23 protein-coding genes are annotated in these 26,953 nt (G+C 49.2%); 19 read left to right on the top strand and 4 right to left on the bottom strand.

Going from position 1 to position 26,953, the window contains the following annotated elements; genetic code table 11:
• Nucleotides 1-36 precede the first annotated feature (36 nt).
• The 8 genes from HNQ56_RS03210 to HNQ56_RS03245 all read left to right on the top strand — a co-directional run bounded on the left by HNQ56_RS03210 (nucleotide 37) and on the right by HNQ56_RS03245 (nucleotide 9,283).
• A complete protein-coding gene (locus HNQ56_RS03210) occupies nucleotides 37-768 on the top strand; it encodes a hypothetical protein (RefSeq protein WP_429142750.1) in 732 nt (243 codons plus the stop codon).
• A 12-nt stretch (nucleotides 769-780) separates the two neighbouring features.
• Nucleotides 781-3,108 (top strand): DUF3160 domain-containing protein, encoded by a 2,328-nt coding sequence (locus HNQ56_RS03215; RefSeq protein WP_429142752.1) that lies wholly within the window; start codon nucleotides 781-783, stop codon nucleotides 3,106-3,108.
• 10 nt (nucleotides 3,109-3,118) lie between these two features.
• A complete protein-coding gene (locus HNQ56_RS03220) occupies nucleotides 3,119-3,262 on the top strand; it encodes a hypothetical protein (protein WP_429142754.1) in 144 nt (47 codons plus the stop codon).
• Between the two features lie 22 nt (nucleotides 3,263-3,284).
• Complete coding sequence (gene truA / locus HNQ56_RS03225) at nucleotides 3,285-4,022, top strand: tRNA pseudouridine(38-40) synthase TruA (protein WP_429142757.1); 738 nt, start codon at nucleotides 3,285-3,287, stop codon at nucleotides 4,020-4,022.
• Nucleotides 4,023-4,037: 15 nt separating this feature from the next.
• Complete coding sequence (locus HNQ56_RS03230; protein ID WP_429142759.1) at nucleotides 4,038-5,282, top strand: winged helix-turn-helix domain-containing protein; 1,245 nt, start codon at nucleotides 4,038-4,040, stop codon at nucleotides 5,280-5,282.
• Complete coding sequence (locus HNQ56_RS03235) at nucleotides 5,273-5,758, top strand: GNAT family N-acetyltransferase (RefSeq protein WP_429142762.1); 486 nt, start codon at nucleotides 5,273-5,275, stop codon at nucleotides 5,756-5,758. The genes HNQ56_RS03230 and HNQ56_RS03235 overlap by 10 nt, the downstream gene beginning before the upstream one ends.
• 133 nt (nucleotides 5,759-5,891) lie before the next feature.
• A complete protein-coding gene (gene ileS / locus HNQ56_RS03240) occupies nucleotides 5,892-9,011 on the top strand; it encodes an isoleucine--tRNA ligase (protein ID WP_429142764.1) in 3,120 nt (1,039 codons plus the stop codon).
• 71 nt (nucleotides 9,012-9,082) lie between these two features.
• The gene (locus HNQ56_RS03245; protein WP_429142766.1) at nucleotides 9,083-9,283 is read left to right on the top strand and encodes a hypothetical protein; all 201 of its coding nucleotides are present in this window, start codon (nucleotides 9,083-9,085) and stop codon (nucleotides 9,281-9,283) included.
• 241 nt (nucleotides 9,284-9,524) lie between these two features.
• Here HNQ56_RS03245 and HNQ56_RS03250 read toward each other — a convergent pair whose 3' ends face one another.
• The gene (locus HNQ56_RS03250) at nucleotides 9,525-10,739 is read right to left on the bottom strand and encodes a 6-phosphofructokinase (RefSeq protein ID WP_429142769.1); all 1,215 of its coding nucleotides are present in this window, start codon (nucleotides 10,737-10,739) and stop codon (nucleotides 9,525-9,527) included.
• A 233-nt stretch (nucleotides 10,740-10,972) separates the two neighbouring features.
• Here HNQ56_RS03250 and HNQ56_RS03255 point away from each other — a divergent pair, with 233 nt between their 5' ends.
• The 3 genes from HNQ56_RS03255 to HNQ56_RS03265 all read left to right on the top strand — a co-directional run bounded on the left by HNQ56_RS03255 (nucleotide 10,973) and on the right by HNQ56_RS03265 (nucleotide 13,721).
• On the top strand, nucleotides 10,973-11,644 hold the full coding sequence (locus HNQ56_RS03255; protein ID WP_429142772.1) for a response regulator transcription factor: 672 nt from the start codon (nucleotides 10,973-10,975) through the stop codon (nucleotides 11,642-11,644).
• Between the two features lie 53 nt (nucleotides 11,645-11,697).
• Entirely contained in the window at nucleotides 11,698-13,053 is a 1,356-nt protein-coding gene (locus HNQ56_RS03260; protein ID WP_429142774.1) for a sensor histidine kinase, read from the top strand.
• Between the two features lie 86 nt (nucleotides 13,054-13,139).
• The gene (locus tag HNQ56_RS03265; protein ID WP_429142777.1) at nucleotides 13,140-13,721 is read left to right on the top strand and encodes a PepSY domain-containing protein; all 582 of its coding nucleotides are present in this window, start codon (nucleotides 13,140-13,142) and stop codon (nucleotides 13,719-13,721) included.
• 159 nt (nucleotides 13,722-13,880) lie between these two features.
• Here HNQ56_RS03265 and HNQ56_RS03270 read toward each other — a convergent pair whose 3' ends face one another.
• On the bottom strand, nucleotides 13,881-14,786 hold the full coding sequence (locus HNQ56_RS03270) for a zf-HC2 domain-containing protein (protein WP_429142779.1): 906 nt from the start codon (nucleotides 14,784-14,786) through the stop codon (nucleotides 13,881-13,883).
• A complete protein-coding gene (locus HNQ56_RS03275; RefSeq protein ID WP_429142781.1) occupies nucleotides 14,783-15,268 on the bottom strand; it encodes an RNA polymerase sigma factor in 486 nt (161 codons plus the stop codon). Before HNQ56_RS03275 ends, HNQ56_RS03270 begins: the two co-directional genes overlap by 4 nt.
• A gap of 233 nt (nucleotides 15,269-15,501) precedes the next feature.
• Between HNQ56_RS03275 and HNQ56_RS03280 the strand changes: the two genes are divergently transcribed.
• The 8 genes from HNQ56_RS03280 (at nucleotide 15,502) to HNQ56_RS03315 (ending at nucleotide 25,626) form a co-directional block, all read left to right on the top strand.
• A complete protein-coding gene (locus HNQ56_RS03280; RefSeq protein WP_429142782.1) occupies nucleotides 15,502-16,647 on the top strand; it encodes a hypothetical protein in 1,146 nt (381 codons plus the stop codon).
• Nucleotides 16,647-17,513, top strand: a complete 867-nt coding sequence (gene metF / locus HNQ56_RS03285) for a methylenetetrahydrofolate reductase [NAD(P)H] (RefSeq protein ID WP_429142785.1) — start codon at nucleotides 16,647-16,649, stop codon at nucleotides 17,511-17,513. The genes HNQ56_RS03280 and metF overlap by 1 nt, the downstream gene beginning before the upstream one ends.
• Before the next feature lie 116 nt (nucleotides 17,514-17,629).
• Complete coding sequence (locus HNQ56_RS03290; protein ID WP_429142786.1) at nucleotides 17,630-18,625, top strand: aldo/keto reductase; 996 nt, start codon at nucleotides 17,630-17,632, stop codon at nucleotides 18,623-18,625.
• Nucleotides 18,626-18,776: 151 nt separating this feature from the next.
• Nucleotides 18,777-19,763, top strand: a complete 987-nt coding sequence (locus HNQ56_RS03295; protein ID WP_429142788.1) for a LacI family DNA-binding transcriptional regulator — start codon at nucleotides 18,777-18,779, stop codon at nucleotides 19,761-19,763.
• Nucleotides 19,764-19,946: 183 nt separating this feature from the next.
• A complete protein-coding gene (locus tag HNQ56_RS03300) occupies nucleotides 19,947-22,337 on the top strand; it encodes a glycoside hydrolase family 95 protein (RefSeq protein ID WP_429142791.1) in 2,391 nt (796 codons plus the stop codon).
• 121 nt (nucleotides 22,338-22,458) lie between these two features.
• A complete protein-coding gene (locus HNQ56_RS03305) occupies nucleotides 22,459-23,742 on the top strand; it encodes an ABC transporter substrate-binding protein (protein ID WP_429142794.1) in 1,284 nt (427 codons plus the stop codon).
• Between the two features lie 92 nt (nucleotides 23,743-23,834).
• Nucleotides 23,835-24,749: a carbohydrate ABC transporter permease gene (locus HNQ56_RS03310; RefSeq protein WP_429142797.1), complete on the top strand. Its 915-nt coding sequence runs from the start codon at nucleotides 23,835-23,837 to the stop codon at nucleotides 24,747-24,749.
• A 25-nt stretch (nucleotides 24,750-24,774) separates the two neighbouring features.
• On the top strand, nucleotides 24,775-25,626 hold the full coding sequence (locus HNQ56_RS03315) for a carbohydrate ABC transporter permease (RefSeq protein ID WP_429142799.1): 852 nt from the start codon (nucleotides 24,775-24,777) through the stop codon (nucleotides 25,624-25,626).
• Between the two features lie 28 nt (nucleotides 25,627-25,654).
• Here HNQ56_RS03315 and HNQ56_RS03320 read toward each other — a convergent pair whose 3' ends face one another.
• The gene (locus HNQ56_RS03320; protein WP_429142801.1) at nucleotides 25,655-26,950 is read right to left on the bottom strand and encodes an ABC transporter substrate-binding protein; all 1,296 of its coding nucleotides are present in this window, start codon (nucleotides 26,948-26,950) and stop codon (nucleotides 25,655-25,657) included.
• Between the last annotated feature and the right edge of the window lie 3 nt (nucleotides 26,951-26,953).

Raw genomic sequence — 26,953 nt, forward strand, 5'->3', positions numbered from 1 at the left:
GCGTAGTAAAATATAGGTAAAATGAGGAGGCTGATTATGCTGCGGAAAAGAGCGATGCTGTTGACAGCCGGAGCGGCTCTTGGCATAACGGCAATCCTGTTGGGGGCCGGCATTCACCGGCAGGCGGACAGAGAAGGGCTTCGGATTTTGAAGGAATTGGGAAAAGTCCTGGAAGAAAAGGAAGAAATCATTGATTATGCGATGGACGGAAGCAGAGCCTTTTTGCTGGTCGGCACAGGGAAGGAGGAACCGGATTACGGCGACCTTTTTCTGGTGCTGGAGCGTGAGGACAGTGGGGAATGGGCAAGGATGTATGAGAATGATTTCACAGGGCTGAAGCCCTGGAAGCTGGAGCTTGGGGATGTGGACGGCGACGGGATGATCGAGATTGTGACTGCAGTAAGGAAGAGCACCTATTATGACAGGGAAGAAAGGAACCGGCTGTTTGTTTTTAATTACGGAGAGGCTGGACTGGTGAAAAAATGGACCGGTTCACAGATTGCAGGAAACTGGACGGACTTTGAGATCGGTGATCTGGTGAGCACCCGAGGAGAGGAAATTGTATTCCTTTCCCGGACGAAAGAGGGGAGAGATAAGCTGTTTGTCTATGCATGGTATGATTTTGGCTTTCTGATGCTGGCACAAAGTGAGGAATACCAGGAGATCACCGGGGTAGAGCTATGCGGCGAGAACCGCATCCGGCTGATCCATGGGCAAGGGAAGGAATATCTTATGCTCAGGAATAATCAGGTAGTAAGAGCGGAATAGGGGGGAATTATGATGAAGAATTGGAAAAGAATAACCAACAGGGCAGCTGCACTTCTTTTGTGTTTTTGCCTGCTTCTGACCGGCTGCCAGAATAAAAAGCCAAAGGATCCGGCGGAGGATATTACAGCGATCCCGACGGAGGCTGCGGCAGAAGAGGAAAGAGAGCCTCAGAACCAGGTGTCCCAGAGTCCGGCGGACGAGAATACGGCTTCAGCAGGGATGAAGCTGGATGCAGACTGGGCATCGGTAAATACAGTTAAGCTCGAGAGAATGCTGTATACTGTACCTCAATATGAGGCAAAGGTACCGTCTTACCGGATCGCAGAAGACCTGTCCAACATCGAGAATATAGATCAGTTTTCCGGTTTCACCAAGGAACAGATCAGAATGCTGGCCAATAATGGATTTGTGGTGCTTCCGACACAGAGAACGAAGATGCACTACACCTATGATAATAATGAATACAGCGGCGTGCCTAATTTTATCACGGCAGACAGCGTGCTCCACCTCTATCATCAATTTTATGACAAATCCCTTATTCACATAGAGGCAGATTATCTTTATAAGGACTTGGAGCTCATGACGGGGCAGATGCTGGAGAAATCCATCCAGCTGTATCAGCAGCTTAAGGATGAGCAATTGAAGGAGCTTCAAAAGAGCAATGTGGTGTATTTTCTGGTGGCAAGGATGCTCCTGCTCCAGACCCCGGAGCCGCCGGTTGCCGTGGACGGGGAGTTGGCGGATCTGGCCCGGCGGGAATACCAGCTGTGCGAGGAGGCCGGCAGCATTGCAGAATCCCCGCTGCTCCAACATGATCTGGACTATACCCAGTTCATTGTACGGGGGCATTATACCAGGACGGAAGAGCTGGGAAGATTCTTCCGTACCATGATGTGGTTTGGCACCGTTCCCTATCCTTTTTACATCGATGGGGTATATCAATATGAGAATGTACTGAAGTCGCTGCTGGTTGCCTATACTGCTTTTGCCGAGTCGGAGCAGATATGTGATGCTCAGCTCTGGTCCAATATCTTCCTTCCCACCTCGGATTATGTGGGATTATCCGATGATATCGATGTATTTACCCTGAACAAACTGAGGCGTGAGGTCTTTGGAGAACAGGAGGACCCGGAAATCTTTCATGATGAAGTATATGCGGCGAAGCTGGAGAAGGCGGTGGAGGCTTTACCCGATCCCCGGATACAGGGGAAGACGGTAGAAACCACTCTGCAGACGGAAAAGCAGTTCCGGTTCATGGGGCAGAGATACATTCTGGACAGCGATATTCTCCAGGATCTCATCGAGCCCATCCTGCGCCCGATCCCCAGCGGTCTGGATGTCATGGGAGTGCTGGGAAGCGGCCTGGCGGAACAGCTTCAGTTCGAGGTATACAGGCCCCAGGATGACTGGCCGGGGTATACGGAGAATTATAAGCTATGGAAGGACAGCATTGCTGCTATGCAGCCGGAGGACTGGTCCTCCAATCTCTATTTCGGCTGGCTTTGGACCTTACAGGATGCCTTGAAGGAATATGAACCCAATTCCGGGATGCCCTTCTTTATGACGACCCAGGCCTGGAAGAACAAGGCTTTGAATACGGCGTTAGGCTCTTATACGGAGCTGAAGCATGATACCGTCCTGTATGGTAAGCAGGCCATGGCAGAGATGGGCGAACCGGTGAAATACTCCAAATGCCAGTATGTGGAGCCGAATCCGGAGCTTTACAGCAAGCTGTATTATCTGACGGAGTATACCATTTCCCTCTTAGAGAAGCATCATATGATGAACGAGAGCTTAAAGGAGGGGGCAAAGGAGTATATGGAGCTGCTGCAGCTGCTAATTACCTGTTCTAAGAAGATATTGAAGGATGAACCGCTGAGTGAGGAGGAAAAGGAGAGTTTGCTCCGATATGGCGGCACTATGGAGAATGTTTCCATCAACTTTCTCGATGCTATTGTAAATGAGGATTATCCTAATATAGAACTCAGCGATATGCTGATATCCGATATCAGCTCCAGTACAGGGATCTATCTTTCCCTTGGAACGGGATATTTTGACGATATCTATGTGGTGGTTCCGGTAGAGGGGAAGCTGTATCTCAGCAGAGGAAGCGTCTATTCCCATTATGAATTTGTCAGCGATAAGAGGCTTACGGATGAAGAGTGGTGGGAGCTGAACGGAATTACCATCCAGCATTATGATTATGCTGATTTCCCGGAGATAGGAGAGCCGTCAAAGGATCTTCCTCCGCAGCCTGAATGGACGAAATCCTTCAAATCAAATCAGAATGATGTTATCATAGAGCCACTGGAAATTGACTGGGACGGGCTGAGCGAATAAGAGAGGATGAATGGAAGGAGAGGACAGAACTGTAGTGAATGCGCTGCTGGGTGTGCCCGTCGATACAGTCAAAGGCCTGATGGCTGCCGCGGCTGCCAGTCCGGCAGCTGAAGTGTTGGTAAGTACTTTTTTAGATTATCATTTTAAACAGTAAAGCGAAGGGAAAAGAAGTATTCATGTATAATTACAAACTGACGGTTCAGTATGACGGCGGCAGGTATCGGGGCTGGCAGCGGCTGGGTCAGGGAGAAGCTACCATACAGGAGAAGCTGGAGCAGGTACTCTCCCAGATGGATGGCCAGCCGGTGGAGGTGACGGGCTGCAGCAGAACCGATGCAGGAGTTCATGCCCTTGGTCAGATTGCTAACTTCAAGACAGGGAAGAGATATGGCTGCAGTGAGCTTATGAGTTACATGAACCGCTATCTCCCGCAGGATATCAGTATTCTGGCGGCAGAAGAGGTCACGGAGCAATTTCATGCCAGATATCATGCCAAGGAGAAGATCTATTTGTATAAAATCTGGAATAGGGAATACGGCAATCCCTTCATGAGGAAATACAGCCTGCAGGTGGCGGAAGAATTGAGTCTGGAGGAGATGCGGCGTGCCGGCGGGTATTTTATAGGAACTCATGATTTCACCGCTTTTTCCAATGCAAAATCGAAAAAGAAATCCATGGAGCGGACAATTTATTCCATTGAGATATCCCAGGAAGAGGGGTTCCTCTTCCTTCGTGTGCGCGGAGACGGCTTTCTCTACAATATGGTTCGCTGGATGGTGGGAACACTGATTGCGGTGGGGAAAGGACAGATGAAAGCAGAGGAGATACCGGAGATCCTTGCTTCGAAAGAGAGGAACCGTACGGGAGATCTGGCGGAAGCCTGCGGATTGTATCTGGAGAAGATCGTCTATTAGCATTCTTAATAGGATATGCTTACAGAAAATAAAATCAGAAGTTACATGAGGGGAGAAGGGATGATTACGGCGCTCACGAAACAGCAGGCGAGGAAGTTTATTTTATATAAGCAGGGGTTAATGGGAGAGCATCGCTTTATCGGAAAGGAAGGGGTGCTGGAATACATCCGTCAGTGCGGGTGCATTCAGTTTGATCCCATCGATGTATGCGGGAAAAATGCGGAGTTGGTATTACAGTCGAGAATTCAGGGCTTCACGAAGCAGATGCTTTATGAGCTCTTATATGAGGATCGCAGGCTGATTGATTTCTTTGATAAGAACCTGGCCATTCTTCCTATAGCGGATTGGCCTTATTTTGAGCGGATTCGTCAGGGCTACCGGGAGTGGGGCCGGGGACGGGAAGAGGTGGATAAGATTGCGCCGGAGGTTAGAGAAATTATAAGGAGCGAGGGTGCTGTCAGCTCCAAGGACATCGGCTTTGCAGAGAAGGTGGATTGGTACTGGAGCAGCTCCAAGCTGTCCAGGGTAGCACTGGAAAGCCTGTATTTTCGCGGGGAGCTGATTGTTCACCATAAGAAAGGAACCAACAAATACTATGCCCTTTCTGAGGATTATATACCGAAGGAGCTTCTGGAGGCACAGGAGCCTTATCCCAGAGAGCTGGATCATTTGAAATGGCGCATTCTCAGACGTATCTCCGCGGTCGGGCTTCTGTGGAACCGACCCTCGGATGCATGGTTGAATATCTGGAATTTGAAAGCACCGGAACGCAATGCCGCCTTTGCAGAGCTACTGGAAGAGGGGCGACTAATCGGCCTGGAGGTAGAAGGGTGTAAGGAGCGGCTTTACTGCGTCCGTTCTGATGAAGACTTGCTCAGACAGATGTTGGAGAACGGTGGGGAGAAGGAGCGGATGGAGCTGATTGCACCGCTGGATTGTATGATGTGGGATCGAAAGCTGATCAAGGAGCTCTTTGATTTTGATTATAAATGGGAAATTTATACTCCCCAGGAGCAGCGCAAGTACGGCTATTATGTCCTTCCGATGATCCAGGGGGAGCGTTTTATAGCCAGGGTAGAGGTAACCGCCCTTTATAAGCACAAGCGGCTGGAGGTTAAGAATATCTGGCTGGAGCAGGGAGTCCGCCCGACAAAGAAGCTGTATCAGGAAATGGATCGCTGCTTTAAACGTTTTATGAAATTTCATAATTTATCGGAGATTAATTATCTTACGGAAGCAGGAGAATACAAATGGAGTTAATAATTCGAGGCTATCAATTAGAAGATTTGCCTTCTATGATAGAAATATGGAACCGGGTGGTGGATGAGGCCAATGCATTTCCCCAGATGAACCGGCTGACCTTGCAGGAGGCAGCAGAGTTCTTCGCTTCCCAGACGTATACCGGGGTGGCGGTTTTGGAGAATGAGGTTGTGGGACTTTATATCCTGCATCCCAATAACATCGGACGCTGCGGTCATATTGCCAATGCTTCCTACGCAGTCAGTTCCAGCTGCCGCGGGCACAAGGTTGGGGAAAAGCTGGTCTGCCACAGCCTGGAGACAGCGAAGAATAAGGGCTTTCAGCTTATGCAGTTCAATGCGGTGGTAAGTACCAACCACGCGGCAATTCATTTGTATGAGAAGATCGGTTTCACCAGGCTTGGTGTGATCCCGGGAGGATTTCTTCTGGGGGATGGAAATTATTCGGATATTATTCTGTATTATATCCGGTTGTAGACTGCCGGTAATAAGACGAAGGATCAGGCATCGTTTTCAACAATCGGTTTAACAATCAGAAATAGGAGCAGATTGACACTCTTTGGCAGAAATGGTAGAATGAAAATCAAAACTTGATGCAGAGGTGAAGCACATGAAATATGAAGAACTGGAAGGAAAACCGGAGTATGCGAAAATGCAGCCGGACGTTCTGCAATTCTGGAAGGATAATGAAGTCTTTGAGAAATCCGTTGAAGAGAAAGAAGGAGGGGAAGTAGTATTCTATGACGGCCCTCCGTTCCCCACGGGAAAACCGCATCACGGTACCGTTTTAGTATCATTTATCAAGGACATGACCGCCCGCTATTGGACGATGCGCGGCTATAAGGTGCCCCGTGTGTGGGGATGGGACTGTCATGGGCTTCCCATTGAGAACCAGGCGGAGATCTCCCTTGGCATCGAGGACAAGAATGAGATTGAAAAGAGCCTTGGTATTGATAAATTCAATGAAAAATGCTATGAGATTGTTTCCAATAACAACGAGGCATGGAAAGAATACGTAGAGCAGATGGCCCGCTGGGTGGATTATGAAGGCGCTTACAAGACCATGGACACCAGCTTTATGGAAAGCGTTATGTGGGCCTTCAAGCAGTGCTATGACAAGGGCTACATTTACCGGGATTACCGGGTGGCTCCCTACTGTATGCACTGTGAGACCTCCCTGTCCATCTCGGACACCAGAGAGTCGGATTCCACCCGCTTGCGCCAGGACCGCTGGATTATCGTGAAGTTCAAGACGGAACAGGTAGTAGACGGGAAGAAGGTGCACCTCCTCGCCTGGACAACCACACCCTGGACCCTGCCTTCCAACCTGTGTCTGGCAGTAGGGGAGAAGCTGGATTATGCCTTCGTAAATGTGGGCGGAGAGATTCTTATTTCCTGTAAAAACACCCTGTCCAAATATCCCAAGATCTTCGGAGAGACGCCGGATATCGTAAAGGAATGCAAGGGCACCGAGCTGTTAGGCTGGGGCTATGAGCCGCTGTTCCCCTATTTTGCGGATAAGAAAGCAGAAGGAGCCTTCCGGGTGGTAGCTGCGGATTATGTAGATGCTGAGGACGGTGTTGGTATTGTGCATACCGCTCCGGCCTTTGGTGAGGACGACTACTGGACCTGTAAGAAAAACAATATTCCCTTGGTGAATCCGGTAGATGCAAAGGGTAGATTCACAGAAGAAGTATGGGATTTCTATTCTGTGGACAATGAGAAAAACGTAATTGAGACGAATCCTGCTCTGATTCGTTTTCTATATGATAGCGGTAAAGCGGTTGCGGACGGCACCATTGAGCACAATTATCCCCATTGCTGGAGATGTAAGCGTCCTCTGATCTATAAGGCAATGGACGCCTGGTACTTCAATATTGATAAGGTGAAGGAACGCCTGATTGAGCGAAACGAAGAAATCAATTGGGTGCCTGACACCGTAAAGCATGGCAGATTCGGAAACTGGCTGACCAACGCCAGGGACTGGAATATCTCCAGAAACAGATACTGGAGCACCCCAATTCCCATCTGGGAATGCGATACCTGCGGAGAACGCAGGGTGTTCGGAAGCATCGAGGAGATTTATGAAGCCAGCGGGGTGAAGCTGACGGATCTTCACAGGCAGCATATGGACAAGGTGACCTTCCGGTGCGAATGCGGCGGCACCATGAGCAGAGTGCCGGAGGTGCTGGACTGCTGGTTCGAGAGCGGCTCCGTGCCCTTTGCACAGAAACACTATCCCTTTGAGAATAAGGAATGGTTTGAATCCCATTTTCCCTGTGATTTTATCGTAGAGTATACGGGACAGATCCGGTGCTGGTTCTATTATCTCCATGTATTGGCGGTGGCTTTATTTGATAAGCCCGCTTTCCAGAATTGTATCGTACACGGAACAATTCTGGCGAAGGACGGCAAGAAATTGTCCAAGTCCTCCAAGAACTATACGGACCCCATGGAGTTAATGAAAACCCATGGAACAGATGCCTTCCGGCTGTACCTGTACCAGACCAATGCCATGCTGATCGGGGATCTGCTTTTTGATGAAAGCGGAATTCAGGAAGCGTATCAGCAGATTATCCTGCCATTTTGGAATGCATGTAATTTCTATATTTCCTATGCTAATATTGACGGCTTCAAACCTGACGCCCTGGTTGAACCGAAGACGAATAACCAATTGGATAAGTGGATTCTGGCTATGCTTTATAATGCGGCGGAGACGGTTACTGCCAACATGGATGCATATCAGGTGAACCGGTATGTGGGCGAACTGCTAACCCTGGTGGATGGCCTTACCAATTGGTACATCCGCAGGTCCAGAAGAAGATTCTGGGGCAGCGGTATGTCGGAGGACAAGCGGAACGGATACGAGACTCTTTATTATGTGCTGGTCAATATGACAAAATTATTTGCACCCGCGGCGCCCATCATGGCGGAGAAGATTTATAAGACCCTGACGGGAGGCTTCTCTGTTCATCTGGAGGACTGGCCGGCGATTCCGGAGGCATTCAAGGATGAGGCATTAATAAAGCAGGTGGATTTGACGCAGAAAATCATCTATCTGTCCAGAACCATTCGTAATAAGAACAGAATTAAGAACCGCCAGCCCTTAAGCGTGCTTAAGGTCGTTGTGGCAGATTTCGCCATGAATACTACGATTGAGGAATTTAAGGATGTGATAGCGGAGGAATTGAACGTTAAGAATGTAGAAATACTGGATGAGATCGGAAGCGTTGCGGCTGTGAAGTATGATCCTAATTTCAATGAGATCCGCAGCAGATACCCTCAGAGACTGCCTGAAATCATTAAGGCGGTGAAAAGCGGGCGCTTTGAATTCAGAGGCAGTGAAGTCCTTCTAAATATTGACGGCCGGGAAGAAAGCTTTGATGGGAATATTATTCTTGTGACCTATCAGGCGAAGGAAGGCCTGCATGTGGCAAGCGATCAGGGGATCGTGGTTTCCCTGGACCTGACCATTACAGAAGAGCTGAAGCGGGAAGGTCTGGCCCGTGACATCGTTCGTAATATCCAGGATGCCAGAAAGCAGATGGGATGCGATATCATGGATACGATTCTGATCGAGCCGGAGGGTGAATTCCCCGAGGGCTGGGCAGAATATATCTGCCGTGAAACCTTAAGCAGGCTGGAAGGTGTTGCTGATCCGGTGACAACGGTGACGGTGCAAGCGGATGACGGTGATGTGGTTATTAAAATAGGCAAAGCGCAGGCTTAAAATAATGAAAAATAACAGCCAGAGGAGGAGTGAAATCCACCTCTGGCTGTGCTGTAAGAGGGAGGTAAGGAATGGATAAAAGAGATGAGGAGAAAAGAAAAATAAACGAATACAGGAAGCACCCAATGCTTAATTTTTCTGCAGGGATAAATCGATCAATGCATGGAGAAATAGGGATACGAACAAAGGAAAAGTTTCTGGTCAGAACTATCATTTCGCTTGTGGTTCTTGTAATATTATATGTCATCGCCAAGCTGAGTAAGGGTGCCTGACACCCAATAGCACCTTGACGAATTATGTGGGTAAAATTTGTTTGACTTTATGCTGAATTGAAGGTACAATAGCCTTAATGTACGGCATAAAATCAAACAAAGGAGGTGGCATCATGGGAGATAAGAATCCGAAAAAGGCCCCCAAGAAAAAAGGCGGTGCAACAGCGGCAGCAGGTTCCACAAAGAAGAAATAAGTTGAAAAATTCCCTCTTTTAACAGATAAAAGAGGGAATTTTGTCTATTATTTATTCAATATCTTCTCCGCTCTCGGTGCACGGAGCATATGAGCCTGGGGCATATCACTGCCCAGCAGAGGCTGCAGATAATATTTGAAGGCATCCGTCACATTATTGCCCCGCTCATTGATGAAGTTGTCGGGCATCAGCTTCGTCTTGCCTGCAACATTGCGAAGATCTGTCATCTTGTAATCCACGGAATAAAAACCGGTGCGGTTAATGACGATGGAGCCGTCTATATTATGCCAGATAGCAAACTGTGCCGCTTTCTCCCCCACCTCTCGCGCTTCATGCTGGTCTACTTCGGAGGTACACCCCATGAAGGAACGCTGGAGATAGCCCAGGGTGTCGGAACGCACCCGGCTGATGCCCAGGCGGTTCTTGATCTCCTGTGCAAGCAGGTCGCCCAGGGCGCCGGTTCCGGACAGCTGGGTATTGCCATGGGCATCGGTATCTCTTTTCACCAGCCGGGTTACGATGGGAACTCCGTTCTCATCCTGGATTCCCTCGGAGACTGCTATGATACAGCGTCCGTATTTATCGTAGACTTCCTTTACATCCCTTGCAAAATTCTCTATTACAAAATGCCGTTCCGGCAGGTAGATCAAATGAGGGCCGTCGTCGGGATATTTCTGTGCAATGGAGGCCGCTGCGGTTAAGAAGCCCGCATGCCGTCCCATGACAACGCCGATATGGACACCGGGAAGCGCCCGGTTATCAAGGTTCAGACCGATGAAGGATTGTGCGACGAATTTGGCGGCGGAAGGATAGCCGGGAGTATGGTCATTCATCATCAAATCATTGTCAATGGTCTTGGGGATATGAATCGCACGGAACTCGTAGCCGGAGGATTCCGCCTGTTCATTAACAATCCGGACGGTATCAGCGGAGTCATTCCCTCCGATGTAGAAGAAATACCGGACTCCGTGAGCCTGGAATACCCGGAAGATTTCCTTACAGTAGGCTGTGTCCGGCTTGTCCCTGGTGGAAAACAGAGCAGAGGAGGAGGTGATTGCTACCTGCTCCAGGTTATGGGTTGTTTCTTGGGTCAGATCCAGGAAGTCTTCGTTGATAATGCCTGATACACCGTTTACTGCGCCATATACCTTTGTTATCTGTGGAAACTTTCTTGATTCCAGCACGGCCCCGACCAGAGACTGATTGATTACTGCAGTGGGCCCTCCACCCTGTGCTACAACTACTTTACCTTCAAGTACCATACAATCATTCCACTCCTTTGCTTTTAGTTAGAATTAAAGGACTTCTTACTTGTCGCTATTTTTGCAGCCCTTACCAAATATTGTACCACAATTTGGTGATAAGTAAATAAAAAACGGGTTTTTTAATTAAATATTTGTTACAACTGCCCCGGCAGGCTGAATTATAACAAATATTTGAATTTATTGCTGTGTGACGTTATAATGAATCAAGAACACAGGAGAGGAGACTTCCTATGAGAATACTGATTGCGGAGGATGAGCGGGATTTGAATCGGCTTATCTTAAAGAAGCTGACCGCGGAGGGTTACGGCGTGGATGCCTGTTTTGACGGAGAGGAGGCTCTTGACTGCCTGAGAATGGCGGAATATGATGTGGTGATCTTAGATATTATGATGCCCAAAAGGGATGGGCTTTCTGTTCTGAAGCATATGAGGGCTGGAGGTGACAAGACTCCGGTTTTGTTTCTGACAGCCAGAGACGCGGTATCCGACCGGGTGTCCGGGCTGGACGCGGGAGCGAACGATTACCTGGTGAAGCCCTTTTCCTTTGAGGAGCTTCTGGCGCGAATCCGTGTGTTGACAAGAGAAAGCGCAGGGGAGTCAACCAATGTGTATACTGTGGCTGATTTATCCGTGGATTGCACCCGGCATGTGGTGAAGCGGGCCGGGCAGGAGATTTTCCTGTCGGCCAAGGAGTTCTCCGTGCTGGAATATTTGATCCGGAATAAAGGCATCGTCCTCTCCAGAGAAAAAATTGAAAACCATATCTGGAACTTTGACTACGAGGGCGGCTCCAATGTGGTGGATGTCTATATCCGGTATCTGCGCAAGAAAATCGATGACGGATTTGATCCGAAGCTGATTCATACCATAAGAGGAAGCGGCTATGTCCTGCGGGAGATATAAAGGTCTGCAGTCTGTGAGAAAGGATACGTTGCCGGCAACGTAGGGTTATATTTATGAATAAACTGTCCATCAAATTGCGTGTCACTCTGTGGTATTCCCTGCTCATGCTGCTGCTGGCAGGGCTGGTCCTCGGCTTCATGGTGTTTGTCAGTGAATATATTGCGGAACGGGGCACGAAGAATGCTCTGATCGGAGCAGTGGAAGACAATATGGAAGAACTGGAGTATGAGGATGGGGAGATAGAGATCGATGATGATTTTGCATTCTATAAAAGCGGTGTCAGCTCCATAATATATTCTGCGGAGAAACAACGGATCGACGGTCATATCCCTTCCGGGTTTCAATCGGAGGAACCCTTGCAGGACAAAACGCTGCATACGGTTCAATCCCAGGGGCGGCAGTTCTTCTGCTATGATCGGCGGGTTGTCCTGGAAGGGGGAGGGGAGCTGTGGATCAGGGGAGTTATTGCTGCCGATGAAAATGCCGGGATCATTGGAAGTATTATGAGAGCGGCGTTTATTCTGCTGCCTTTTATTGTGCTGATTGCCGCACTGGCAGGATATCAGATAACCAGAAGCTCCTTTCGTCCCATTGACCGGATTATCCGTGCTGCCGGGGAGATCAGCGAGGGCAGTGATCTCTCCAAGAGAATTGCGCTGGGAGAAGGAAGGGACGAGATCCATCGCCTGGCGGATACCTTTGATCACATGTTCCGCCGTCTGGAGGTCTCCTTTGAGGAGGAAAAGCAATTTACCTCGGATGTCTCCCATGAGCTGCGCACGCCTGTTTCAGTCATACTTACCCAATGTGAGTATGCTTTGGAGCGCTCTCTCACGGAAGAGGAATACCGGGAAGCCCTGGAAACGGTACAGCGCCAGACGGTTCGGATGTCGCAGATCATTTCCGTCCTGCTGGCATTTACGAGGCTGGAGCAGGGAGTGGACAAGGCGGTCTTCGAGGACACGGATTTAAGCGAGCTTACCGGGATGATCTGCGAGGAGCAGACCGGAAGCGGTAAAAAGGGGATCCGCCTTTTTGCGGAGATAGAACCGGGCATTCATGCCATGGTTGACCGCACCCTGATCACAAGGCTGCTCAGTAATTTGCTAAGCAATTCCTATCAGTACGGCAGAGAGGGGGGAAATATACGGGTGACATTGGAACGGGAGGGGAGCCATATCCTCCTTTCTGTAGCGGATGACGGAATTGGAATCGACACCGCGGATCTGGATCGGATCTGGAGCAGGTTTTATCAGGCCAACCCTGCCCGTACGGCGGATGAGAGCGGCAGCATGGGGCTGGGACTGGCTATGGTGAGACAGATCGCCAGGCTCCACAGGGGTGAGGTCGGGGTGGAGAGCACCCTGGGAAAAGGAAGTATCTTTACCTTTCGCCTTCCGGTAAAATAAAAATAAAAAAAATATCTGCTTTAATGTAGCTTTAATCTTTGTGGGATATGCTATGAGTATAAATCATATAGAAAGCAGGTGTTTTTATGAATAACAGGAAGAAAAAAATATATGTATTTGCAGCAGCGCTCCTGCTGTGTGTCAGCCTTCCGGCTTTTTCCGTATCTGCCGCTCCCTCCCGCATCAGTTTGGAGACAGCGAAGAAGACGGCTCTCGATCATGCGGGAGCGTCGTCGAAAGAGGTAACCTTCACGAAGGCAAAGCTGGAGATGGAGGACGGAACTGAGGAATACGAAATCAAGTTCACCTGGGACAATAAGAAATACGAGTACGAGATCAATGCATCCAATGGCAGGATCACAGAGTATTCCCAGGAGAAAATGAAGCAGAAGAAGTCCGCCTCCAAGGAAAAGGAAGCAAAACAGGCAAAATCGAAATCCAAGGCCTCTGATCGGATTGGGATTACCAAGGCCAAGGAAAAGGTACTGAGCCATGCCGGATATAAGGCATCCCAGGTGACCTTCACAAAGTCCAAGCTGGATAAGGAAGACGGTGTTTCCGTATATGAGATAGAGTTTTATATTGACGGAACCGAGTATGAATATGAGGTGAATGCCGTTACCGGTGCGATCATGGACTATGAGACAGATGATAAGGACTGGGACTGATACAGCGGAATGACTGATATTCAGGCTATATAACATGGATGGAATTAATTTGAAATGATGGCAAATAAGACAGGGCTGAATGTCCCTGTCTTATTTGCTGCAGCTGCGTTCTTCTATCTATTCTGGCTTCTATCGAAGAACGCCTGTTATAGCATGGTATCACGCTTTGTTTTGCTTTGCTTTAACCTTCTGCCGGACCGTAATTTTTTCAATTATCAGCATAATGTAGTAAATCGGAAGCATAGCTAATAATATTGCAAAAAAATCACGGGAAGCAGAGTATGAGAGGAAAGAGAAGCCCTTAATGCAAAGATGTCCCAAAAGATATGCCGCCGGCAATGCAAAAAATTTATATACAATCGATTTTATCCTTTGATGATTGCGGAAAAAGAACATGGCAGTCCCAGCTATCGCGGCAAGGAGAGCAGCAAGGAGAGCGTAATAGGATAAAAGCAAACGGGGCAGTGTAATCCTTTTGCCGCCCGGATTCGGGTCTTTGCCGTATATTAAAATATCCTCACTGCCATCGTTGGAAGAAAAATATACGCCGGATACCGTTTCCCCATTTGGATTTAATATAAAATCCTTAAAAGGATCTTTATACACACTTCTGATCCATACACTGTCCCACAGCGAAATGGAATAGACATACCCGGAATTATCCTCCGCACGGGATTTGCTAATTCGATATCTGGCCCCGGGAGCTTTAAAATGTACAATAACAGAGCGATTATCCTCTGTAATGGTTATGGGATTTTCAGAGTAAGGAATATATTTTGGAGCCGTTATATATCCCATAGCTATAATCAACACCAGTACGGTAAGCAGGGCTGAGAAGAAAATAGTGAGATATTTTCTTTTGAACAAGGTTCTCTGTAATTTTCTCAGGGGCAGTGCATTGGTATCAAGAGGAAGCTCTTTCGGCGTATATAATTTCTCCAGCTCCTTTTTACAGCTTTCACAGGAGATAATATGTTCTTCAATTAATATACGGGTATCATTGCTTGATATGTTTTCAACATATAATGGTAATAAGTCCTTTATCACATCGCAGGTCATTTTCATATATAATCCTCCAATCCGTCTATAATTTTTTTCCTGGCCCGGTGATAAGTGACACAAGCCCAGCTTTCGGTCTTTCCAAATAAATGTGCTATTCGCCGAAAGCTTAATTCACCAAAAACCCTCAGGGTAAAGACTTCTTTGTAAGGCTCGTCAAGCTGATGCAGGGCTTTATGAATTGTCATGGACGCTTCGGCATCAAGCAGGGTCTGCTCAATATCGATATTCACCGTTTCTTCTTTAAGGCCGTGTGCTGTGTCAATCCTCTTGTTTTTGCGCAAATAGGAATAATAACAGTTTTTGGCGATCTGGCATAGCCAAACCCTTAATTCACAATTACCTTTAAAATCATCAATGGAATTCATCGCTTTAAAAAATGTTTCTGAAGTGATTTCTTCCGCGATATGGGCATCCCGGGATAATTTCAACATAAAGAAATACACGTCGTTGAAATAGGTTTTATAGATTTGTTCTATGTCAGTCACTTTCTCACCCCTTTGTTTATAAGACTACGGAAAGAAAAATATCTTACAGATCTTTTGAAAAAAATTTAGATCAGATTAGTACAAATTATACAGTTCCAGGGATTGGAAGTCAAATAAGGAAGAAATGCCGGATGGAAATAATTTTTATAGACAAAAATCAACATAGGATTGCACGATTGTCGTTCCTGATATAAAATAGGTCATAGGGCTTAGCGAAATATAGGGGGATAGCGATGATAGAGATCAGAGAAGTTACAACAAGGAAAGAACAGAAGATATTTGCTGAATTTCCCACGGTGCTGTACGGAAAGGTTCCGCAGGCCATTCCGGATCTGGTGTCGGAAGAGCGGGACATGTTTCGTCCGAAGAAAAATCCTGCCTACGAATTTTGCAGGGCGAAGCAGTTTCTGGCTTACCGGGACGGCCGGTGTGTCGGAAGAATTGCAGGTATTATTAATAAAGCGGCCAATGAAAAATGGCATACCAAGAGAATCCGTTTCTCCAGGCTGGACTTCATCGACGATCCGAAGGTCTCGGAAGCCTTGCTGGAAGCGGTGATGGAATGGGGCCGGCAGGAAGGGCTGGCAGAGATTCACGGACCCCTGGGCTTCTCCGACATGGATCAGGAAGGAATGCTGGTGGAGGGCTTTCAGGAGGAAGGGATGTTCCTTACGATTTACAACCATCCCTATTATGTAAAGCATATGGAAGCCATGGGATTTCAAAGGGACACCGACTGGGTGGAATTTCAGGTGAAGATTCCGAAGGAGTCCAATGAGAAGATTGATTTGCTTTCTGCCGCGGTACTTAAAAAGTATAAGGTGCGATTGATCGAACCCAAGAGCCGGAGTGAAATCAAGCCTTATCTTACAAAGATTTTTGATTTATATAATATCACCTATGAGAATCTATACGGTACGGTGAAGCTGTCCTACCGGCAGATCATGAAATATTATAAACAGTTTATTCTAATGATTAATCCCCAATATCTGAAGCTTCTGGTGGATGAGGAGGAGCAGGTGGTGGGCTTTGGCCTTGCCATGCCGTCTCTGAATAAGGCGGCAAAGAAAAGCAACGGCAGGCTGCTGCCCCTTGGATGGTACCGGATCATCCGGGCTCCCTATGCAAAGACGACAAAGGTGCTGGACCTGTATCTGATCGGAGTGCTGCCGAACATGCAGAATAAAGGTATGACGGCGGTTTTAATGAATTCCATGGCAACATCCGCCAGGAAGAACGGCTTTGAAATCGCGGAGACCGGTCCCGAGCTGGAGAATAACCATCAGGTGCAGGCCCTGTGGAAGCATTATGATACCAGGCAGCATAAACGCCGCCGCTGCTGGGTGAGAACCATAGAGAAAAGAAATGGAGAGTTTTGATGCAGATAGCAGAATTATTTACAAAAAAGCGGACAGTGCTGTCCTTTGAGGTATTTCCCCCCAGGAAGACCAGTTCCATCGATACCATCTATGCGACCCTGGATGATTTGCAGGGGCTGAAGCCGGATTTTATCAGCGTTACCTATGGAGCGGGAGGAAATGCAGGGGATACTTCCACCTGTGATATTGCCTCTGCAATTAAGCATAAATACGGGATAGAACCGCTGGCACATCTCACCTGCGTGAACTATACAAGGGAGGAGATTGACCGGATTCTGGACCTTCTCCAGGAGAATGGGATTAATAACATTCTGGCTCTCCGGGGAGATATTAATCCGGCTGTTCCTCCCAAGCATGAATTCCGGTATGCGCAGGAGCTGGTATCCTATATCCGGGAACGGGGCGGTTTTCATGTATCTGCGGCCTGTTACCCGGAAGGGCATATTGATTCGGATCATCTGATTACGGATATTCATAACCTGAAAAACAAGGTGGATGCAGGGGCGCAGCATCTGATCTCCCAGCTTTTCTTTGATAACAGCTATTTCTATTCCTTCCTGGAGCGGGCGCGGATTGCAGGAATTACCGTGCCGATTGAGGCGGGAATTATGCCGGTGGTCAATAAGGTGCAGATTGAGCGCATGGTTACGCTGTGCGGCGCCAGCCTGCCAGCCAAATTCACGAAGATGATGCAGCGCTTTGAGCATTCCCCGGAGGCAATGCGGGACGCGGGGATTGCCTATGCCGTTGATCAGATCGTAGATCTGGTCTCCCAGGGTGTGGACGGAATTCACCTGTATACCATGAATAATTCCTATATTGCGAAGAGGATTCATGCCAGCGTGGCAGGGCTGATTCAAGCATAGTGACGGTTGTGCCGTCCCGATGGCCGGGAGAATGCAATGCACATACCATTGGATTTCCCCCATATGTAACATAGAATAAATTTACGCGGCCGAGCAGAGCCGGACAGGAGGATATAATGTATACAGCCAATGAAAAAAGATATGAGAAGATGGTCTATAACCGCTGCGGAGCAAGCGGCCTGAAGCTTCCCGCCGTATCCCTGGGGTTATGGCAGAACTTCGGATATAAGGACAACCTGGCAAATATGGAGAGCATGTGCCATACGGCCTTTGATCTGGGCATCACCCATTTTGATCTGGCCAATAATTACGGGCATCCCTATAACGGTTCGGCGGAGGAGAACTTCGCAACGATTTTGGACCGCGGCCTGAGAGCCTACCGGGATGAGCTGTGCATATCCACCAAGGCGGGCTATGATATGTGGCCGGGACCTTACGGTGACAAGAACGGTTCCCGCAAATACCTGCTCTCCTCCCTGGATCAGAGCTTAAAGAGAATGAGGCTGGATTATGTGGATATTTTTTACCACCATGTATTCGATCCCAACACTCCGCCGGAGGAGACCGCTCTGGCACTGGATCAGGCGGTACGGCAAGGAAAGGCTCTCTATGTCGGCATCTCAAATTATAACAGCCAGCAGACGGCGGATATCTTAAAGATATTCCGGGAGCTGCACACGCCCTTCGTGGTAAACCAGCCCTCCTATTCCATGATGAACCGCTGGGTGGAGAAGGATGGACTGAAGGACTTTGCGGTGAAGGAAGGCTTTGGCCTGGCGGTATTCTCGCCTCTCTACCAGGGACTCCTCACGGACCGTTATCTGAAGGGTATCCCGGCGGATTCCAGAATCGGCAAGGGCAGCACCTGGATTAAGAATGAACTGAATGAGGCGATGATTGGGAAGCTGAATCGATTGAACCAAATTGCCGCGGACAGAGGACAGAAGCTATCCCAGATGGCCTTGTCCTGGGTTCTGCGTGACGGAGCCGTGACGACGGTATTAATTGGAGCCAGCAGTCCGGCGCAGATTCAGGAGAATGCGGAGGCCGCCTGCCACGCTAAGTTTACGGAAGAAGAGCTGAAGGCAATCGAAGCCGTGCTGCAGAGCTAGTGGGCTGTCTTGCCCATAATTAGCTGAACAGTGCTGTCCGTTTTGAGAGGAACGCGGCGGCGCACCGGCACAAGGTGTTATAAATACCTGTGTATACCCGGCTGTTTCATTCCATGAAATGAAATGAGCCAGGAAGGAGGGAAGGACCGCTATGGGGGTGACAACGAAAGACCTGGCCAGGATATGCGGTGTATCGAGAGCAACCATCACCAGAGCCCTGCACGGCACAGGCAGCATCAAAGCAGAGACAAAGCAAATGATACTGGAGACAGCAAAGAAGCTGGGCTACCAGCCGGATTTGATGGCCAGGAGCCTGGTAAAAGGGCGGAGCAAAATGATCGGTACCGTCATTGTTGATTTGAAAAACCAGTACTTTCCTCAGATGATAGATGCCATTGTAAGACGTGCCAAGGAATCGGGATATATTCTTAATATTTCCCTGCATGGGGATGATAAAAAGGAAGAAAAGCGATTAGTCCGTGCCCTGGCCGGTTATCATGCTGACGGATTGATTCTGAATTGCATTAATAAGGATGCGGCATTCCAGGAGATGCTGGGGGGCCTGGGTCTTCCTTATGTGGTTCTGGGCTATCGGTTATTTGAAAACTGCCATACCATTGGCATAGATGAATATGAGGCGGCCTATCAGGCTGTTGAATTTGTCGTATCCAAGGGCTATAAAGAGGTGGTGTTCGTCGTTCCTCCTTTGTATGACCGGGAAGGCTTTCTAAATACCGGACACGGAGAGAGAAAAGAGGGAGTGGAAGCGGCTGCCGGAAAGCTGGGCTGCCGCTGCATTGTAATACACGGAGAGGATTATGCGGAGCAGGCTTTAAGGTACAAGAAGGCGGAGAGCCTTACCAAGCCCGCATTCATCTGCTCCGGTGATGTCTTTGCCGGCAATGTGATGAGCGCTTTCTACAGACAGGGGCTGTTTCCTCCAAAGGACTATGGTATCATGGGCTTTGACCGGATACAGATGTATCAGGATTTTATCCCCCAGCTGACCACAGTGGATAATCATGTGGAAAGGATGGGGTACGAAGCAGCGGGTATGCTGATCGATATGATTGAGGGAAAGGAGATTTCCTTTCATAGAAAAATGGCTGCAACCATTGTAGAGGGAGAAACCATATAATAGATAGGGGCTAATGAGGCGGGAGGATCTCCCGTCTGCGGTCAAACGGGTAAAGCGGGAACAGCATACGGATTCTTATGTGAAGGGTTGATATAAAATCAACCTTTTATTTTTTTGATTCCGCCCATATGATAGCCATAGATAGTAAATAGACAGTAATATAAATTTGGAAAGGAGTAAGCCATGAATACAAGAATCCGCCCGGAACATGTAATGCATTATAAAGCTCACGCCGACAGTTTTTTTGAAGCGCTTCCCATCGGCAACGGCCGGTTGGGGGGAATGATCTTCGGCCATCCCCAGAAGGATACGATTATACTCAATGAAAGCACCCTGTGGTCAGGAAGTCCCCAGGACAGCGACAGGCCGGATGCCCACCGGCATCTTCCTGAAATCAGAAGGCTGCTGATGGAGGGAAGGAATCACGAAGCGCAGGAACTGTTCTCACAGCATTTTACCTGCCAGGGTGAGGGCACCATGTTTGCCAACGCGGCCAATGGGGCCTTCGGCTGCTATCAGGTGCTGGGAAGCCTGCGCTTCTTTTTCTTCCAGGCCACCAGCTTCTCCCATCAGTCCGGCGACGATATCCGGGATTACACCCGGGAGCTTAATCTGGAGGAAGGAATGGCCAGAATCCGCTTCCGCAACCACACCGGTGATTATACCAGAGAATATCTCTGTTCCTGCCCGGATCAGGTTCTAGCAGCACATTTTACGGCGAAGAAGCCGGGAAGCATTCATTTTGCCGTGGCACTGGACCGGGAAGAGAACTTTGAGACCAGCATCCTGCCGGATATGACCCTGCAGATGACGGGCCGGCTCCATGACGGCAAGGAGGGCCATGGAGTGAAATATGCCTGTCATGTGAAAATCACGGCGGTCGGCGGCAAGGTATTTACAAACAGCGGACGCTTGTGTGTGACAGGCGCGGATGAGGCCACGGTCTATGTTACTGCGGCGACCAATATGCAGGGCTTTCTGGGACGTAACCTGACGGATGAGGTTGCAGCCTCGCTGTCGGAAATGGATGCGGCGAAGAATAAGGACTGGGAGGCCATTCAACGGGATCATTTACAGGATTTTCAGGCTCTGTACCAGCGGAATGAAATTGCCTTTGCCAAGCCTCGGGATAATAGCGGCATGGACTTAAAGCAGAGAATTTTGGAGTATTCCCCGGAGAAGGAGGATCACGGCCTTATCGAGCTTTACTACCATTATGCGCGCTATCTGCTGATCAGCTCCTCCAGAGAGGGCGGGCTTCCCTGCAATCTCCAGGGCATCTGGGCACAGGAGATACAGACACCCTGGAACGGGGACTGGCACTTAAACGCCCAGCAGGAGCTGTACTGGCTGGCGGAGACGGGGAATCTCACGGAATGTCATATGCCCTATCTGGAGCTGACGAAGGAGCTGACGGAGCCGGGCAGAAGAACGGCAAGGGCGTATTATAATATGCGGGGCTGGATGGCCCATACCTGCACCAATCCATGGGGCTTTACTTCTCCCTGTGAGGATGCCTCCTGGGGATCGACAACGGGAAGTGCGGCCTGGCAGTGCCATCATCTCTGGGATCATTACCTTTATACCTGTGATAAGCAATACCTGGAGTGGGCCTATCCCATTATGAAGGAGGCGGCGCTGTTCTATCTGGACATGCTTGTAGAGGAGCCGGAGCGCCATTACCTTGTGACCAGCCCCTCCAGCTCCCCGGAGAACTGGTTTTATGACGAAGCCGGAAGGAGGACGGCGCTCTGCATGGGCCCGGCCTATGACACGGAGCTTGTCCGAAGCCTGTTTGAATACTGTATCCAGGCGGAAAAACTTCTTGGCAGGAGCAAAGAATTTGTAAATCAGCTTCAGGATACCTTAGAGCGGATGGCCCCGATTCAGATCAGCTCAGACGGACGGATCATGGAGTGGCTGAAGGAGTACGAGGAAGCGTTGGTGCACCACCGCCATCTTTCCCATCTGTGGGGACTTTATCCCGGCTTTCTGATCTCCAGGGAGGAGACGCCGGAGCTGGCCCGGGCGGCAGCCAGATCCCTGGAGGTTCGGGGAGTTACCACCGCAGGGTGGGCCAATGCCTACCGGCTGGCAGCCTGGGCAAAGCTGCGTGACCCGGATAAGGCTTACGAGGCCCTGACCATGGCATTTCGTGCAGCTACCTGCCAGAATCTTCTGAATCTGGCCTTTCACTGTGATGAAACGGCAGAGGAACCGGAGCTCCCGGATATTGCTCATAATTTCTACCCCTTCCAGATGGATGGCAATGAAGGCCATTCGGCAGGGATTGCTTTAATGCTTGCGGATGACCGGGCAGAGATTTTGGAGGATGGAAGCATGCGGACCGTGATTTACCTTAAGCCTGCCCTGCCCAAGCAGCTTTCGGAGGGCTATGTGAAGGGGCTTAAGCTCAGAGGGGGCTTTGAGCTGTCGTATTCCTGGAATAAAGAAGGAGCCGTAGAAGGGCTTCTTAAGAACCTGAATGGTAACTCGGCTATGCTTCTCCTCCAGGGGGAGGTAATAGCGGAAAGCAGCCGGAGAGGGGAGATCAGGATCACGTATTCTGCCTGATTTTTTGGGCATCTGGTTCCACACTTTGCAGGCAGCAGGGATGATAAAATATAAGCCTATGCATGCCGCAGGAGCGGTGTTATGATTTGATCACCAAATCAATTTAAGGGAGGATAAATTTATGAAGAAAATTATTGCAATTATCATGGCTTTGGTACTTGTGGTAAGTCTTGCGGCCTGCACCGGCAAGGACCCCGGTTCCGCAGGGAATACACCCACCGGCGGTTCTTCGGAGGGCGGCAAAGCGGAGGGGGGAGCCGCTTCTGATGAGGTGGTTACGGTGAACTTCTATGAGCACACGGACAATGAAAAGGTTATGACAGCCCTGGTGGATGCCTACAATGCGCAGAGCACCCGTATCAAGGTAAATCTGACCTTGATTGCCAATGACGATTACGATGATAAGATCAAGGTTATGCTTTCCGGCGGTGCCGACCTGGACGGCTTCTGGCTCCGCGGCGGAAGTGCCGCAAGACAGCTTGCCGAGCAGGGTGCGCTGCTTGCTCTGGATGATCTGAACGCAGCCAACGGCGTAGATGTAAGCAAATACGGCTCCATGATTGAAGCCTTCGCCTATAACGGCAAGAATTACGGTCTGCTGACAAGCAAGTCCTGCTGGCTCCTCTGGTATAACAAGGATCTCTTTGATGCGGCAGGAATGGATTACCCCATCAACCTTACCTGGGATCAGTACTCGGATCTGGCAAAATCTTTAACCGCAGACGGCAAGATGGGAGCGGTATGTCCCGACTGGATGATGAACCAGGGCTCTGTGGCAGCAGGGGAATACTTAACCGATGAGAGCCTTGCCTTGACGAAGCAGTATGCACAGCATCTTGAGAGATGGTATGTAACGGATAAGAGCCATCCAAGCATTGAGGATATGTCAGGCTCCTTTGATATTAACTCCTATTTTGCAGAAGGCAATACCTATATGATGATCAACGGCGACTGGGAATTCCTGCTGTTACCTGATGTTGTGACCGACTTTACCTGGTGTGCCGCTCCTCTGCCCAGATTTGAGCAGACACCCGAGGGCTCCACCGTCGGCAGCTCCTCCAGCTTCAGCATCGCAGCCAACAGCAAGCATGCCGAAGAGGTATATGATTTCATCAAATTCTGCTGCTATAGTGATGAAGGTGCCAAGATCTACGCGAAGTATTCCTGCGTGCCGGCCTATCCTTCGGATGCGGCATTAGGGGTTTATAAGCAGAACGTAACCGCTGCCGGCACCGAGTATGTGTTCTCTTCCAAGGTAGCCTCCGAGCAGGGAATCGAATCCTTTTATAATGAGATCAATGATGCCTTCAAGGAGGAGCTGAAGAACTCTCTGATCGGCAACTGTACCCTGGAGGAAGCATTTGATACCTTCACCCAGAGACGGGACGAGGTTGTAGGCAAATAATTCATAGGGGCTGCTGCATATTTCCCGTTGTGCTGTTTCAACAAGTATGTGCGGCGGCCCTTATTCTTTGACCGAAGACAGGAGGATGCATGATGGCAGAGCAGATGCTTAAGAAAAGAAGAAGCAGTAAGCTGAATCGAAAGGAATGGGTGGCCGGCTATCTGTTTTTGCTGCCCAATCTAATCGGCTTTTTAATTTTTACGGCCATTCCGGTGGTAATGGGCCTGGTCATCAGTTTGACCGATTACACCGGCTTTGGCAAACTGAATTTTATCGGAATTCAGAACTATATCAATATGTTTCAGAACAGCAATTTTACCATTTCCTTAAAGAATAATTTCTTCTATACGATATCCACCGTACCGCTGACCATCTTGTTCTCCCTGCTGCTGGCCCTGATGCTCAACAGGAAATTGTATGGCGGTGGCTTCTTTAAAACAATTTATTTCTTTCCCAACCTGACCTCCATGGTTGCGGTGGGCTGTGTGTGGCTGCAACTGTTCCAGGTTAAGAACGGACCGGTAAATCAGCTGCTGATGCGGTTTGGAATAGAGAATCCGCCGAAATGGTTCTGGGGGACTTCCACAGCGATGGCTTCCATTGTCATTGTGGTGGTCTGGAAGCAGGCAGGCTATTATATGATTATGTTCCTGGGTGGCTTAAAGAGCATTCCCTCCCATCTGTATGAATCAGCCAAGATTGACGGCGCTTCGGCCTTTAAGACCTTCCGCTACATCACCTGGCCCATGTTGTCGCCCACCACCTTCATGGTTACGATATTAACCTTTATCGCATCCTTCCAGGTATTTGATATCATTAATGTCACTACCGAGGGAGGTCCCGGACGGGAGACCAGCGTTCTGGTCATGAGAGTCTATCTGGAGGCCTTCCGCTACGGGAAAATGGGCTATGCCTCTTCCATCGGATATTTCCTGTTTCTCATCGTGTTCCTGCTTACGATCATCCAGTGGAGAGCCCAGAAAAAATGGGTGAACGAAGATATCTAAACAAGAAAGACAGGGGGAAAGCTTCATGACTGAGAAAATAATAACCAAAAAGAAAAGAAAAATAAAACCAGGCACCATAGTGATCTACATTCTATGCCTGATCGTGGGGATATCCATGATAATTCCGTTTTTTTGGATGGTCAGCGCCTCCTTTAAGGAGAAGGCCGAGATTTTTACCACTCCGATTCAATGGATACCCAGAGTGTTCCGCTCCGTGAACTATGATACCGTGTGGAATCACATTCCCTTTCCGGTATACTTTTTCAATACGGCGAAAATCAGTATTATTGTTACAGGGCTGCAGCTGATTACCTGCTCCATGGCAGGCTATGCTTTCTCCAAGCTGGAGTTTCCGGGAAGAGATAAGATTTTTCTCGCCTACCTGGGAACCATGATGGTTCCGTGGCATGCCATCATGATACCCCAGTTCATCGTGATCCAGAGGCTGGGGCTGTACAACAGCCACTGGTCCCTGATTTTAACCGGAGCCTTCAGCGCTTTCGGCGTGTTCATCATGCGCCAGAATATGATGAGTATTCCCAACAGCCTGAATGAGGCGGCGAAAATCGATGGCTGCGGGCCCTTCCGGATCTATACCAGGATCATCCTGCCCTTGAGCAAGACCGGCCTGGCTACCCTGACAGCCCTTACCTTTACCTCGGTCTGGAATGATTATATGGGACCCATGATTTATCTGGATACTGATACGATGAAGACGATCCAGCTGGGGCTGGCTACCTTCAAGCGGGAATATGATACGAATTACGGCGCCATCATGGCAGGTACGGTGATCTCCCTGATCCCGGTGGTGATCGTATATGCCCTTGCCCAGAAATACATCGTGGAAGGTGTTGCCTATACCGGAATGAAGGGCTGAGCCGTTCTCCTTCCCGGCCCCGGGGCTCCTAGGGCTGGCTGCCGTAGATACGGGCGCGTGCCTCCTCCAATTGCTGCATGGCCTGTTCCAGGGATATTTTACCCAGCAGATAGTCCTGGGCAATTGGCTTAAAGTCCACAATGATCTCCTGGTAATAAGGGGCAGTCACTTCCTCCTGAACCTTTTTGGCTTCATAGAAATAGGAAGCGGATTCCCTCCCCACCGCGTTCAGATAGATGGGTTTGATTTCATCATCACAGTAAGCGTGAATGATACCGTTCTCCGCATAAATGCGGGCGCCTTCCTCTCCGCAGAGGAATTGCAGGAACTGGAAGCACTCCTGGGGATACCGGGTATCCTTTGCGATACCGGCAAACTGGTACTGGCCCCAGGTGACGCCGGGGTCCTGGCCCGGAAAGACGGGCATGGGTGCGATATCCCAGTTGACACAGTCGGTATGATCCTTCTCGTATTCAATGAGCATGTTGATCATCCATTCACCCTGGGGCATCATAGCGATTCGATTCTCCTCAAAAATGGAGAGATAGTCGATGATATCGTTAGTAATTGCGATCTGTGTATAGCTGATATGGGATTTATCCACGTTATAGAAATTATTCAGCATTTCCAGGGACTGCTTTGTATAGGTCAGATCATCATCAATGAGATAGGAGGACCGCTGGATGGCGCCGAAGTTGAAGAGCCACGGGGGCCAGAAGCCGCCGTACACCTTGTTTTTATTGGTGCCATGGGTCATGGTGAGGGCAAGGCGGCGGTATTCGTCCCAGGTCATCTGTCCGGGATAGGCCACCCTTGCCTGATCAAAGAGATCCCTGTTGTAGAGCAGGAACCAGCAGGTGCTTCTGGTGGGCAAGCCGTAGTACTCCCCGTCAATTGAAATATTGTTATACATGTTGCCGTATGCGGTTACATCGATCTGATTGTTAATGATATCCGAGGTAATATTAAGAAGCTGTTCCTTCATCTGAACCAAAAGGGAGATTCCCCGGACACCCACCAGATCAATCTTGGTATCTCCGTCCAGAAGCAGCTTGATGACATCAATATAGTAATCACTATCCAGGGCATGGAGATTAATTTTGACATTCCGGTGAAAGGCCGTATAGGCATTGGCAACCGGACGGATGTAGGAGATCTCATCGTCCCAGAAATAATAATCAAGGACCACCTTCTCCTGGGGAGAACCGCTTATCTCAGAGGAGGAACCGGTGTCGGGTCCGCCGGCGCTCCTTAGCTGAATCAGAACGACCATTAGGATTCCGGCAATGAGCAGAACCGGTAAGATCCATCGAAATTTGCGCATAAT

Origin of the sequence: Anaerotaenia torta, from assembly GCF_050433395.1 — a bacterium.
GTDB lineage: Bacteria > Bacillota > Clostridia > Lachnospirales > Lachnospiraceae > Mobilitalea > Mobilitalea torta.